The organism is Pseudarthrobacter sp. S6 (assembly GCF_050156575.1).
Lineage (GTDB): Bacteria > Actinomycetota > Actinomycetes > Actinomycetales > Micrococcaceae > Arthrobacter.
Window position 1 is genome coordinate 1,819,938 of the sequence record NZ_CP189581.1, and the last position, 12,985, is coordinate 1,832,922.

The window sequence follows — 12,985 nt, forward strand, 5'->3', positions numbered from 1 at the left end:
GTTCATTGGGCAAGCCCGGGTGTGCCGGAATGCTTGCAGTCTCATCGGTGGCTCCCGGGTCCTAGCGGACGCCGGGAACGTGGAAGTTGAAAACGCCGGTATCGAAGTGGTTGTAGGCCTCATAGTCCACAAGCTCATAAAGCCGCGCACGGGTGAGCATGTTCTCCACCTGTGCTTCCTGCGACCCTGTTGCCTTGATCGATTCCAGAGTACGCTCTGCTGCGCCCATGGCAATGCGTAGCAGCGTGACAGGATAAATGACCATGTTGACGCCGACTCCCTGCAGCTCGTCCACGGTGAACAGGTCGCTCTTGCCGAACTCGGTCATGTTGGCCAGGATGGGCACGTCCACGGCGTCGCGGATGGCCTGGAACTCGGACAGGTCCTTCATCGCTTCCGGGAAGATGGCGTCCGCTCCGGCATCAACCAGGGCCCGTGCCCTGTCCGTGGCGGCTTCGATCCCGTCCATGGCCCTGATGTCGGTCCGGGCCATAATGAGGAAGTTCGGATCCCGGCGGGCATCAGCCGCGGCACGGATGCGCTTGGTTGCCGTTTCCAGGTCCACCACGTTTTTACCGTCCAGGTGCCCGCAGCGTTTGGGGTTGAACTGGTCTTCGATGTGGCAGCCGGCCAGGCCGGCGTTCTCCAGTTCCTGGATGCTGCGGGCTACGTTCATGGGCTCGCCGAAGCCGGTGTCCGCGTCCACCAGCGTGGGTAGATTGGTCATGCGGGCGATCTGACCGGCACGGGTGGCCACCTCGGTGAGGGTGGTCAGCCCGATGTCCGGCAGGCCAAGGTCATTGGCCAGCACGGCACCGGAGACGTAGACACCGGCGAAGCCCTTTTCCTCGATCAGCCGCGCCGAGAGCGGGTTGAACGCGCCCGGGAACTGCTGGATGGTGCCGGACGCGAGCATGTCGCGCAGCGCGATCCTCTTCTGTTCCGGGGTTGTCGTGGAATACAGCATCTGATTCTCCTGTACGGGGTGGGTAGGCAGAGCTTAGAAAAGGCCAGCGGGTGCGTTGCTGAGGTCGATGACGCCCGGGGCGGCCGTGATGTTCAGCTGGTCCAGTTCGCCCGGGCCCAGGTCCGGGAGGCATTCGGCGGCGGCGAGGAAACGCTCTATTTCCGCCTCGGCGACCAGGCCTGCTGCCAGGGTGCGGAACTTATTGATGTACTGCTGGCGGGCGAACGGCCGGGCGCCGAGTGGGTGGGCGTCGGCTACGGCGATCTCATCGGTGATGACGGTGCCATCGTTCAGGGTGATCTCCACGGAACCGCCGAAGGCCTTCTCGGCGATGTCCAGCGAGTGGTAGCGGCGGGTCCATTCGGGGTCTTCCACGGTACTGACCTTGTTCCATAGCTCCACGGTGTCGGCGCGGCCGGCACGTTCGGAGCTGTACGAGTCCGCGTGGTGCCAGGAGCCGTCCTGGAGTGCCACGGTGAAGATGTACGGAATGGAGTGGTCCAGGGTTTCCCGGCTTGCCGTGGGGCTGTACTTCTGGGGATCGTTGGCACCGGAACCGATTACGTAGTGCGTGTGGTGGCTGGTCTTGATCAGGACTGAGGCCACGTTGGCCGGGTCGGTGGCCTCCGGGTGCTCGGTGTGCAGCTTGCGGGCGAGGTCGATCCAGGCCTGGGCCTGGTATTCGGCAGAGTGTTCCTTGGTATACGTGTCCATGATGGCGCGCTTGGCTTCGCCGGCCTCTGGCAGCGGGACCTCGTAGGAGGCGTCCGGACCGTCCAGCATCCAGGCGATCACACCGTCTTCGCCCTCGTAGATCGGCACGGGGGAAGTTTGGCCGCGCATGGAGCGGTCCACGGCTTCGACGGCCATCTTGCCTGCAAACGCGGGTGCGTGGGCCTTCCAGGTGGAGATTTCGCCTTTGCGGGACTGGCGGGTGGCAGTGGTGGTGTGCAGGGCCTGGCCCACCGACTGGAAGATGGTTTCGACGTCGAGTCCCAGGAGTGTGCCGATGCCGGCAGCGGCGGACGGGCCGAGGTGGGCCACGTGGTCGATCTTGTGCTGGTGCAGGCAGATCGCTTTGACCAGATTGACCTGGATCTCGTAGCCGGTGGCGATGCCGCGGATCAGGTCTTTCCCGCTGGATCCAACGTGCTGGGCAACGGCGAGAATCGGCGGGATGTTGTCGCCCGGATGGGAATATTCCGCGGCCAGGAACGTGTCATGGTAATCGAGCTCGCGGACGGCCACGCCGTTCGCCCAGGCTGCCCACTCGGGGGAGACCCGGTCCGTGATGCCGAAGACGCCGGAGCCCTTGCCGTTGGTGGTCGGTGCGTGGGTCAGTGCCTGGGCCCGGGCAGCGACAATCGGTGCACGGTTCAGGGAGGCGATGGCTACGGAAGCATTGTCGATGACACGGTTGATGACCATCTCGGTGACCTCGGGCGTGACCTCGACGGAGTCAGCGGCAACGACGGCGATCTTGTGCGCCAACTGGTCTTCACGGGCGAGGTTCTCTTCGCTCTTGTAGACGCGAACGTGGTTGAGCTTAACCATGGTGCTCCTTCTTAGTGCTGTGGGTGGGTAGCTTTGACGTGGGAAAGGCTGCGGTGCAGGTGCAGGGTGGTGGCTGCTTCGGCGAGCCTGGCGTTGCCTGCGGCGATGGCCTCGGCAATGGCCGCGTGTTCGACGGCGGCCGCGTTCAGTCGCGGTGCGTCATCGGCCGCGAGGCGGCGGACCCGGACCAGATGGACCCGCAGGCTGCGCATCGCCTGCGCGAGGTAGGAGTTTGAGATGGCAGCGTCGATCGCCTCATCCAGCCGGCCCACCAGGGCGTAGTACTCATGGCGGGCAGGATCGGTGTCGCTGATCAGCTCCTGCGCCCGCAGGAGATCGGCGTGGAGCTTCGCAAAGACAGCGCGCTCGCCGCGTTCGGCAGCGAGGGCAGCAGCCTTGCCTTCCAGGGTTTCGCGGAGCTCGAACATCTCATCGATGTCCTCCAGCGAGATATCGGTGACGACGACGCCGCGGCCGCCCGCCGCCGTCGTCAGCCCTTCTGCGCTGAGCCGGCTCAGCGCCTCCCGGACCGGAGTGCGTGAGACGCCCAGCCGCTCTGACTGCTCCACTTCGGCGAGGACCGTTCCGGGCGTCAGGCGCCATTCGATAATGTCTTCGCGAAGCGTTGCATAGGCTTTGTCGCTGGCCCGCACAGTCCCTCCCGTCAATCTGCTCATAGGCCCCAGTGTATACAAAATTTGCTAAATAGCCCAGTAAAAGCCGGTTAGTGGGGGAAATTATCGCACGTATGTATACATAGGTCTTGTATGGGGAGGGTTGCCCGCATAGCATGGTGGCAACACAGCGACGTGAACGGGAGCCCATGATGGTCAGCGGAAATTACCGGGAAGCATATTCGCGCAGCATCGAACAGAAGGACGCCTTCTGGCTCGAGGCAGCAGGCGGCGTGACCTGGTCCAGGACTCCGGAAACGGCGCTTGATGGATCGGCCGCCCCGCTGTTCCGCTGGTTTCCCGATGGCATACTCAATACGAGCTACAACGCCCTGGACCGCCACGTTGAGGCCGGCCGCGGGGACCAGGCTGCCCTCATCTACGATTCCGCGATGCTGGGGATCAAGCGCACGTACAGTTACGCCGAACTGACAGACCTCGTGGCACGGTTCGCGGGTGTGCTGCGCTCGCAGGGAGTCCGCAAAGGGGACAGGGTAGTCATCTACATGCCCATGATTCCCGAGGCCGCCATCGCGATGCTGGCGACGGCCCGGCTCGGGGCCGTGCATTCGGTGGTCTTCGGCGGGTTCGCGCCCAAGGAACTCGCCGCCCGCATCAAGGATGCTGGTCCGGCAGCGATTGTGACGGCATCGGGAGGGATTGAGCCCTCACGAAGGGTGGAGTATCTTCCGGCGGTTGCCGAAGCGCTCGAACTCGCCGGTGCCGGGCAGACGCCCGTCATCGTCAAGGGCCGGGAAGGCTTTGCGCACCACGCCTCCGAGTATCCGGACTGGCTGGACTGGGGCCGGTGCATTAAGGCTGCCGCCCCGGCGGCAGCAGTGGACGTCGCAGCAACCGATCCCCTGTACATCCTGTACACCTCGGGCACCACCGGCACGCCGAAGGGGGTGGTGCGGGACAACGGTGGCCATGCTGTCGCGCTCAGCTGGACCATGGCAAACATCTACGACGTCGGTCCGGGTGACGTGATGTGGACCGCGTCCGACGTCGGCTGGGTGGTGGGGCATTCCTACATTGTCTACGGCCCGCTGTTGTCCGGTGCCACCACTGTCCTCTTCGAGGGCAAGCCCGTGGGGACCCCTGATGCGGGAGCATTCTGGCGCGTCGTGCAGGACCACAAAGTCAACGTCCTGTTCACTGCGCCCACTGCCCTCCGCGCGATCCGTAAGGCAGACCCACATGCTGCGGAACTGGCCCACTACGACATTGAAACCCTTCGATCGCTGTTTGCCGCCGGCGAGCGGCTGGACACGGACACCTACCGCTGGGCAGGTGAGGTCCTGGGTGTTCCGGTGGTGGACCACTGGTGGCAGACCGAAACTGGCTGGGCCATCTGCGCCAACCCGCGCGGGCTGGAGGACCTTCCCTTCAAGCCCGGGTCACCGACAGTGCCCATGCCCGGCTTCGAACTGAAGATTGTGGACGGCTCCGGAGCTGCGGTGCAGCCGGGGGAGGAGGGCAACATTGTCCTGCAGCTTCCCTTGCCTCCCGGCACCCTGACCACCCTCTGGCAGAACGACGACCGTTATGTATCCTCGTACCTTGCGGCCTTTGAAGGCAGCTACGCCACAGGCGACAGCGGCTACCAGGATGCCGACGGCTACGTCTTTGTGATGGGCCGGACCGACGACATCATCAACGTGGCTGGCCACCGGCTGTCCACCGGCGCGATTGAGCAGGTCATTGCCAGCCACCCCGCAGTCGCCGAATGCGCCGTGATCGGTGTGGCGGATCCCCTCAAGGGTCAGCACGCCAGCGGCTACGTGGTACTCAAGGCAGGCGTGACCGCCAACGGGAACGAGGTGGTCCGCGAGCTGATCGCCCTTGTCAGGAAGGACATCGGGCCGGTGGCCGACTTCAAGCACGCCGCGGTGGTCGAAGCACTCCCCAAGACCAGGTCAGGCAAGATCCTGCGCAAGACCATGCGCCAGATTGCCGACGGCGACGACTACATTGTGCCCTCAACGATTGAGGATCCGGAGGTGATCGGGCAGTTGCTGGGCGTGCTCCGGCCGGAAAGCGCCGTCTAATACCCGCTGTAATACCCCAAGACCCAAAGAAGTCTAGGCTGTGAGCCCCCGGCAATGTTCTTCTTCGCCGCCATTGTGGTTGTGATCGGCCCGACAGGGGCAAAGCGTCCCCCAACGAAGGAGTTCCAATGCCACAGGCTTTGACGTCGCGGTTCCTGTTCGGTCCGGGACCGAGCAACTGCTACCCGGAAGTGACCGCCGCGTTGGCGCATCCGGTGATTGGGCACCTGGATCCCGTCTTCATTGAACGGCTCGACAACACCTGCGAGGGCCTCCGCACGGTCTGGGGGACTCGGAATGCCCGCACTCTGCCTTTGAGCGTCACCGGTTCCGGTGGTATGGAAGCGGCTTTTGTGAACACCGTGGATGACGGTGACGTGGCAGTGATCGCCGTCAACGGGCTCTTCGGTGAACGCATGTGTGAGGTGGCCCGCCGCTGCGGCGCGACTGTGGTGCGCGTTGACCACGAATGGGGTACGCCCATCGACGTCGAGCGCGTTCTGACCGTTCACCCACAGCCGAAGGTGATTGCGGCAGTCCACGCCGAAACGTCAACGGGCGTCCTGTCCGACGTCGCTTCGCTCGGGCAGAACAAGGGTGATGCGCTGTTGATTGTTGACGCCGTCACATCCATCGGCGGGCTGGAGCTGCGCGCCGACGACTGGGGAATCGACGTCGGCTATGCCGGCACCCAGAAATGCCTCGGTGTGCCGCCGGGACTCTCGCCCTTCACAATGTCGGGCAGGGCCTTCGAGCGAAGAATCAAGGATCCCCGCTCCTGGTACCTGGACGTCGGCCTGCTGGGCGGTTACGCCGGGGCCGCCACCGGCAGCGGACGAACGTACCATCACACGCCACCGGTGACAATGATCGCCGGATTGGAGGCGGGATTGCAAAGAATTCTGGCCGAGGGACTGGACACGGTCCAGGCGCGCCACCGCGCGGCAGGGGCCGCGTTGCAGGCGGGGCTCCAGGAGATGGGACTTGAGCTGTTCGCGGCCGAGGGCCACCGGCTGCCCAGCCTTACCACTGTCAAGGTCCCGGACGGCGTCAACTCCGCGGCCGTACGCCATTATCTTCTGGAGCATTTCAGCATCGAGATTGGCTCAGGGGCGGGCAAGTACGCTTCCAGCATCTGGCGGATCGGCCTGATGGGCCCCAACGCAAACGCCGCGTCGGTGACCCTGGTGCTGGGGGCTCTGAAGGAAGCCATCTCCGCTGCCTAGCCTGGGGCTCCAGGGAAAACATGCCTGTAGTATCAGGGCCGCTTCCAGGCGTACTCGTTTTCCGGCCGGCCGGGCGTGCCGTAGCGGGGCGCCCGGGAGGCGATGCCGGCGTCGGCGAGGTATTCGAGGTAGCGGCGGGCCGTCACCCGGGACATTCCAAGCGCCACCATGACCTCTGTGGCCGAAACGGATCCCGAGTTGTGTTTCAGGTAGTCCCGGACCGAGCCCAGCGTGGAGACGGAAAGGCCCTTCGGGAGGGGCATTTCAGATGGCGCCCGGAGGCTTGCGAAGGCCTGGTCAACCTCGCTCTGGGATGCGCCGGTCCTCCCGGCTCCGGACCCAGGGGTTGCCAGCTGCTGCCGGAACAACCGGTAGCTCGAGAGTTTGTCTTCGAACGTGGCAAAGGTGAAGGGCTTGATCAGGTACTGCACAACACCGATGGCCACCGCGCTCCGGACAATCGCCACTTCCCGAACCGCGGTGATCGCAATAATGTCCGCGAGGATTCCTGCCGCACGCATCCGCCGGGCGATGTCCAGGCCGTGCAGGTCCGGCAGGTTCATGTCGAGCAGGACCAGTTCCACCGGCTCGCCGGCAGCGGCGAGCTCGCCCAGCAGCCTGAGGGCGGACTGGCCGTCAGGGGCCGTTCCGGCCAGCATAAATCCTGTCATCCTGCCCACGTAGGCTGCGTGCGCGGCCGACGCCACCGGCTCGTCTTCCACAACGAGGACGCGGATATCGGTCACTGGAACTGCTCCTCTTTGTCGGTTCCGGCGGCCATGGCCGGCAGGAAGACCTGGAAGCGTGCGCCATCCGTGCCTGTGATGCTCATGGTACCGTCCAGTCGCTGCACGGCCTGGCGGACGAGGGCCAGGCCAATGCCGCGTCCGAAGGGGCCGGATGCCTTGGTGCTGAAGCCGTGCCGGAAAATATCCTCCACGGCTGCGGGGTCCACGCCCGATCCGGAATCCTCCACGGTGATGTCCAGCCCCTCGGCGTCTGACTCAACGGTCAGTTCCACAGTCCTGGGGGCCGCGCCGTCCGCGGCGGCGTCGATCGCGTTGTCCAGGAGGTTTCCCAGGATGGTGACGAGGTCCTGGACCGCGAGGCCCGCGACGGACGCGGACCCGTCGGTGGAGAGCGTCAGCTTCACCCCGCGCTCGTTCGCTTCCGCAGCTTTGCCCATGATCAGGGCGCTCAGGACGGGTTCGTCCACGGAGCTCACCATCTCGTCAGTCAGTTGCTGGCTCAGTTCGAGATCCTTGGTGGCGAATTCCAGGGCCTCCCGGGTCCGCCCCAGCTCCAGCAGGGAAACCATGGTGTGCAGCCGGTTGGCGTGCTCATGGGTCTGGGCCCGGAGGGCGTCGGACAGCGTCCGCATCGTTTCCAGCTCGCTGCCCAGTGATTCGATCTCTGTCCGGTCGCGGATGGTGGCCACGGTGCCGAACACCGGCGCCCGGCGGAGGCCGCGGGAGTCGGGCCCGACGGCCGGGCCCTGGTTCACCACCACAATCCGCGGGCCTGTCAGGTGAATTTCATCGTGGGCTGCACGGCCGGATTCGAAGAGTTCTTTCAGGCTGGGGGCCAGCGGAAGGTTCGTCAGGAAGGGCGGCCGCGACGGGTCGTCTGCCGAATCGCGGGGCTGCAGTCCCAGCAGCTCGGCTGCCTGGTCGTTGTACATCACCACCCGGCCTTTGGTGTCGATCAGGATCAGACCCTCACGCACGGAATGCAGGACCGATTCGTAGTAGGCGAACAGCTGCGCCAGCTGCTCCGGACCCCACCCCCTGGTCACCCGGCGCAGGTAGTGGCCCAGCAGCCAGGAAGCCAGGGATCCGCCTACCAGCAGGGCCAGGCCGAGACCCAGCAGGGCGGGCAGCCGGCCGGAGAGCGCCACGTCCACAGTCCGGACCGTAACGCCGGCAGCGACGAGTGCCTTGACGTTGCCCGCCGCATCCTTAACCGGAACAACCGTGCGTACCGACGGGCCAAGCGTTCCTGCTGTGACCTCGGTGAACACCTCCCCGCGCAGGGAAGCCTCAATCGAGCCGATGTACGGCCTGCCCAGCTCCTCGTTCCGGGGATGCGTCCAGCGCGTCCTGTCCGGCGCCATGATGGTGAGGAAGTCCACCCCGGACCCGGCCATAACGTCCAGGGCGTAGGGCTGGAGCAACGCTGACGGATCCGTCTGGTCTGCGGCCTGGCGGACCAGCGGATTAGCGGCGACGGCGGCAGCAACACCCGTCATCCGCCGGCCGGCTTCCTCATAGCTCCGGTCCCTGGCATCTACGAACGCAACGGTGCCCGCAATCGCAATGAAGGCCAGCACAATGAGCAGATTCGCCACAAACAGCCGGCGCGCGATACTCCAGCGGTGGATCATTAAGCACCTCCCATGACCAATATGAACGCAACCGTGAGCTAAGTCACGGTATGGCCAATGATGGATATCACACCGGACCGACGCGAAGAGCCCAGAGAATGCGCCGCAGCGTCTACCAGATTATCCATATATCAAGGAGACACATCATGGCTTCTCAACGAGGAGAGTCGCTCGGCACCGTGAAAACGCGTCGCAAGGGCCTGGACAAATCCCATTACCTATACATTGCCGTTATTGCCGCCGTTATCCTGGGCGCCGTCGTCGGCCTGCTGTTTCCCGAGGTTGGCAAATCACTGAAGCCGCTCGGCGACGGCTTTATCAAGCTCATTAAAATGATGATTGCACCGATCATCTTCTGCACCATCGTCCTGGGCATCGGCTCCATCGCCAAAGCCGCGACGGTCGGCAAGGTGGGCGGCCTGGCGCTGGGCTACTTCTTGCTGATGTCCACGTTCGCGCTCGGCATCGGCCTGGTAGTGGGCAATCTGATCCACCCGGGTGAGGGCCTCAAGCTCACGCCCTACGACCCCGCCAAGAAGGCTGCTACGGACAGCACTGTGGACTTCCTGCTGGGAATCATCCCTTCCGACATCCCGGTCCTGCCGACGCTGTTCGCAGCGATCCTGGTCGGCTTTGCGCTCCAGAAGATGGGCGCGCAGGGCGCCCCGATCCTCAAGGCCATCGGCCACGGCCAGGTGCTGGTGTTCCGCATCCTCATCATGATCATGTGGCTCGCCCCCGTGGGTGCCTTCGGCGCCATCGCCGCCGTGGTCGGTGCGACTGGCTTCCAGGCGATCGTCAGCATGTTCACCCTGATGATGGCCTTCTACATCACCTGCGCCCTGTTCATCGTCGTCATCCTCGGCGGACTCCTGCGGCTGGTTGCCGGTGTCAACATCTTCAAGCTCATGAAGTACCTGGCCCGCGAGTATCTGCTGATCTTCTCGACTTCCTCTTCGGAAGCAGCCCTGCCGCGCCTGATCGCCAAGATGGAACACCTGGGCGTCTCCAAGCCCGTTGTCGGCGTCACCGTCCCCACCGGCTACTCGTTCAACCTGGACGGCACGGCCATCTACCTGACCATGGCCGCCCTGTTCGTAGCCAACGCGATGGGCACCCCGCTGGATTTGGGCGCCCAGATTTCCCTGCTGGTCTTTATGATCATCGCCTCCAAGGGCGCTGCCGGCGTCACCGGTGCCGGCCTGGCCACCCTTGCTGCAGGCCTCCAGGCGCACGCGCCGCAGCTGCTGGGCGGCGTCGGCATGATCGTGGGCATCGACAGGTTCATGTCCGAGGCACGTGCGTTGACCAACTTCACCGGCAACGCCGTCGCCACCGTACTGATCGGCACCTGGGTCAAGGAAATCGACAACCAGCAGGTCGGCAAAGTCCTCTCGGGCCAGGCCCCCTTCGACGAGCAGACCATGATCGCAGGACACGGCGAGCCGTTGTCCGATTCCCCCAAGGCGCCGGCGCTGGCCAACGCCTAAGCGGCCTTCGGCACCGAATCATGAACACGCAGGAATGCCCGCACAGCCCCGGCTTGCGCGGGCATTTTCTGCATCCGGCGGCCTAACCTTCGACCTCTAGTAGAAGGTAAAGGCTCAGATTCCCGCTAAAGTCAAGTTCCCTCGAATACCGTGTCGGGGCCTGTAGCCTAGGTTGAAAGCAGGATCAGCGCTGGAGCTCCAGCGGCAGGAAAATCACCGTCATCGAAAGTGTGGATAGATACGTGAGCAGCGAACAGGGTTCGGTAACTCTGGAAGGCACGGAACTCGATCTGGAAGACGCCGTAATGGGCCCCACCGGGCGCCCCCACCGCGAATTTCCGGAACCCGCCCCGCTGTCGTCCCACGGTCCCGCGCGCGTGATCGCAATGGTGAACCAAAAGGGCGGCGTTGGTAAGACCACGTCCACCATCAACCTGGCAGCGGCCCTCGCCGAATACGGCCGCAAGGTACTGCTGGTTGACTTCGATCCGCAGGGTGCGCTGTCCGCGGGCCTCGGCATCAACCCGCACGAACTGGACCTGACGGTGTACAACGTCCTCATGGATCGCAAGGTGGACATCCGCGACGCCATCCACCGGACAGGCGTTGAAAACGTGGACCTGCTGCCGGCCAACATCGACCTTTCCGCCGCAGAAGTGCAGCTGGTCAACGAAGTGGCCCGTGAACAGGTCCTGGACAGGGCGCTGAAAAAAGTCGAAGACGATTATGACGTTGTTCTGATTGACTGCCAGCCCTCCCTCGGCCTGCTGACTGTCAACGCCCTGACCGCCGCCCACGGCGTGATCATTCCGCTGATCTGCGAGTTTTTCGCCCTCCGGGCGGTAGCCCTGCTGGTGGAAACCATCGACAAGGTACAGGACCGGCTGAATCCGGGCCTGCAGGTTGACGGTGTCCTCGCCACGATGTACGACGCCCGTACGCTCCACAGCCGGGAAGTCATCACCCGCCTGGTGGAAGCCTTCGGTGACAAAGTCTTCGAGACTGTCATCAAACGTTCCATCAAGTTCGCGGACGCCACCGTCGCGGCCGAGCCGATCACCAGCTACGCCGGCAGCCACATCGGTGCCGATGCCTACCGCCGCCTGGCCAAAGAGCTGATTTCGCGCGGCGGAGCGCCCTAGCCAGGCCGTGGCCGAGTCCAAACCCGGCTTTGAGGTGCGGCTGGCCAACTTCACCGGCCCGTTCGACCTCTTGCTGGGCCTGATCGCCAAGCACCAGCTGGATATTACCGAGGTGGCCATTGCCACCGTCACTGATGAGTTCATCAAGTACATCAGGAAGCTGCAGAAGCTCGGCGAGGAATGGGCACTGGACGAAGCCAGTGAATTCCTGGTCATCGCCGCCACCCTCCTGGACCTCAAGGCGGCGCGGCTCCTGCCCGCCGGCGAGGTGGAGGACGATGAAGACATCGCACTGCTGGAAGCGCGGGACCTCCTTTTTGCGAGGCTTCTCCAATACAAGGCATTCAAACAGGTGGCGGCCCTGATGGCTGGAACCCTTGAATGGGAAGCCGGCCGGTTCCCGCGTCAGGTGGCCTTGGAGGAGCACTTTGCCGCCATGCTCCCGGAACTGGTGTGGAAGCACTCGCCGGAACAGTTCGCCCGCCTGGCCGAGTCCGCCCTGAAGCCCAAGGCGCCGCGGCCCACCGAGGTGGGCCTTTCCCACCTGCATGGCAGTGCCGTCAGCGTGAAGGAACAGGCCGAGATCCTCGGGCTCCGGCTCCAGCTGGGAAAGCCCCTCTCTTTCCGCGCGCTGATCGCCGACGCCGCTTCCACGATGATAGTGGTGGCCAGGTTCCTGGCCTTGCTGGAGATGTTCCGGGACAGGGCAGTGTCCTTTGTCCAGGTGTCGCCGCTTGGCGATCTCACCGTGCACTGGACAGTGGATGGCCGGGAATGGTCAACAGAAAACCTAAGCGAAGAATACGAGGAACTGCCGTGAGCCAAGAACTTCCGGATCCGGGCGTCGACGTCCGGGATCTTCCCGGCGGCGCCAGGGCTGCACTCGAGGCGGTCCTGATGGTCCTGGACCAGCCGGCCACCGCCATCGAACTGGCCGCCGGCCTGAATCTGACCGTCGCCGTCGTCGAGCAGTTGCTGGCGGAACTGCAGCGGGAGTATAGCGGCTATACTGTTAAAGCCCCGGACATGGACGATGCCAGCGATGCTGGTTTCAGCGCCAGCCCCCGGGGTTTCGAATTGCGGAACATCGCCGGTGGCTGGCGGATTTACTCCCGCGCAGACTTCGCCGAGATCGTCGGACGGTTTGTGCTTGAGGGTCAGACTGCCAGGCTCACACAGGCAGCTTTGGAAACACTGGCCGTCATCGCGTACCGCCAGCCTGTCTCCAGGGCCAGGGTGTCTGCAATTCGAGGAGTCAATGTCGATTCTGTCGTACGGACATTGACCCAGCGCGGGCTGATCGAAGATTCAGGACATGACCCTGAGTCGGGTGCCATCCTCTACCGGACCACGTCGTATTTCCTGGAACGGATGGGAATCGGCTCCGCAGCGGAACTGCCTCAGCTTTCACCCCATCTTCCGGGGCTTGAGGGCATCGCGGAGTTCTACGACGCCGACAGAATGTAGGCGGGAAATCCCGCGTGCGCACACGAATATT

At 64.2% G+C, this 12,985-nt stretch carries 10 protein-coding genes and 1 pseudogene; 6 read left to right on the forward strand and 5 right to left on the reverse strand.

What is annotated here, in order from left to right; genetic code table 11:
• Nucleotides 1-61: 61 nt before the first annotated feature.
• The 3 genes and pseudogenes from prpB to ACQCS0_RS08840 form a co-directional block, all read right to left on the reverse strand.
• Entirely contained in the window at nucleotides 62-967 is a 906-nt protein-coding gene (gene prpB / locus ACQCS0_RS08830; RefSeq protein WP_354154401.1) for a methylisocitrate lyase, read from the reverse strand.
• A 33-nt stretch (nucleotides 968-1,000) separates the two neighbouring features.
• Nucleotides 1,001-2,521 carry an MmgE/PrpD family protein gene (locus ACQCS0_RS08835; protein ID WP_354154400.1) on the reverse strand — a complete coding sequence of 507 codons (1,521 nt, stop codon included), beginning with the start codon at nucleotides 2,519-2,521 and terminating at the stop codon, nucleotides 1,001-1,003.
• Nucleotides 2,514-3,174, reverse strand: a pseudogene (locus ACQCS0_RS08840) (GntR family transcriptional regulator). The gene ACQCS0_RS08835 and the pseudogene ACQCS0_RS08840 overlap by 8 nt, the downstream one beginning before the upstream one ends.
• A gap of 173 nt (nucleotides 3,175-3,347) precedes the next feature.
• Between ACQCS0_RS08840 and ACQCS0_RS08845 the strand changes: the two are divergent.
• Both ACQCS0_RS08845 and ACQCS0_RS08850 read left to right on the forward strand, forming a co-directional pair.
• Complete coding sequence (locus ACQCS0_RS08845; RefSeq protein ID WP_354154421.1) at nucleotides 3,348-5,246, forward strand: AMP-binding protein; 1,899 nt, start codon at nucleotides 3,348-3,350, stop codon at nucleotides 5,244-5,246.
• Nucleotides 5,247-5,374: 128 nt separating this feature from the next.
• Nucleotides 5,375-6,472, forward strand: coding sequence for an alanine--glyoxylate aminotransferase family protein (locus ACQCS0_RS08850; RefSeq protein WP_354154399.1), 1,098 nt, complete (start codon nucleotides 5,375-5,377; stop codon nucleotides 6,470-6,472).
• Nucleotides 6,473-6,504: 32 nt separating this feature from the next.
• Here ACQCS0_RS08850 and ACQCS0_RS08855 read toward each other — a convergent pair whose 3' ends face one another.
• On the reverse strand, nucleotides 6,505-7,218 hold the full coding sequence (locus tag ACQCS0_RS08855) for a response regulator (RefSeq protein ID WP_354154398.1): 714 nt from the start codon (nucleotides 7,216-7,218) through the stop codon (nucleotides 6,505-6,507).
• A complete protein-coding gene (locus tag ACQCS0_RS08860; protein WP_354154397.1) occupies nucleotides 7,215-8,855 on the reverse strand; it encodes an ATP-binding protein in 1,641 nt (546 codons plus the stop codon). The genes ACQCS0_RS08855 and ACQCS0_RS08860 overlap by 4 nt, the downstream gene beginning before the upstream one ends.
• Nucleotides 8,856-9,001: 146 nt before the next feature.
• Here ACQCS0_RS08860 and ACQCS0_RS08865 point away from each other — a divergent pair, with 146 nt between their 5' ends.
• The 4 genes from ACQCS0_RS08865 (at nucleotide 9,002) to scpB (ending at nucleotide 12,954) form a co-directional block, all read left to right on the forward strand.
• The gene (locus ACQCS0_RS08865; protein WP_354160084.1) at nucleotides 9,002-10,345 is read left to right on the forward strand and encodes a cation:dicarboxylate symporter family transporter; all 1,344 of its coding nucleotides are present in this window, start codon (nucleotides 9,002-9,004) and stop codon (nucleotides 10,343-10,345) included.
• A 242-nt stretch (nucleotides 10,346-10,587) separates the two neighbouring features.
• Nucleotides 10,588-11,487 carry an AAA family ATPase gene (locus ACQCS0_RS08870; protein WP_354160082.1) on the forward strand — a complete coding sequence of 300 codons (900 nt, stop codon included), beginning with the start codon at nucleotides 10,588-10,590 and terminating at the stop codon, nucleotides 11,485-11,487.
• Nucleotides 11,488-11,494: 7 nt separating this feature from the next.
• Entirely contained in the window at nucleotides 11,495-12,307 is an 813-nt protein-coding gene (locus ACQCS0_RS08875; protein WP_354166298.1) for a ScpA family protein, read from the forward strand.
• Nucleotides 12,304-12,954: an SMC-Scp complex subunit ScpB gene (scpB, locus tag ACQCS0_RS08880; protein WP_354166295.1), complete on the forward strand. Its 651-nt coding sequence runs from the start codon at nucleotides 12,304-12,306 to the stop codon at nucleotides 12,952-12,954. Before ACQCS0_RS08875 ends, scpB begins: the two co-directional genes overlap by 4 nt.
• Nucleotides 12,955-12,985 lie beyond the last annotated feature (31 nt).

What these genes read in the sequence shown, in the direction of transcription:
- prpB (WP_354154401.1), bottom strand. Translation starts at nt 967, where the DNA reads ATGCTGTATTCCACGACAACCCCGGAACAGAAGAGGATCGCGCTGCGC.
- ACQCS0_RS08835 (WP_354154400.1), bottom strand. Translation starts at nt 2,521, where the DNA reads ATGGTTAAGCTCAACCACGTTCGCGTCTACAAGAGCGAAGAGAACCTC.
- ACQCS0_RS08845 (WP_354154421.1), top strand. Translation starts at nt 3,348, where the DNA reads ATGGTCAGCGGAAATTACCGGGAAGCATATTCGCGCAGCATCGAACAG.
- ACQCS0_RS08850 (WP_354154399.1), top strand. Translation starts at nt 5,375, where the DNA reads ATGCCACAGGCTTTGACGTCGCGGTTCCTGTTCGGTCCGGGACCGAGC.
- ACQCS0_RS08860 (WP_354154397.1), bottom strand. Translation starts at nt 8,855, where the DNA reads ATGATCCACCGCTGGAGTATCGCGCGCCGGCTGTTTGTGGCGAATCTG.
- ACQCS0_RS08865 (WP_354160084.1), top strand. Translation starts at nt 9,002, where the DNA reads ATGGCTTCTCAACGAGGAGAGTCGCTCGGCACCGTGAAAACGCGTCGC.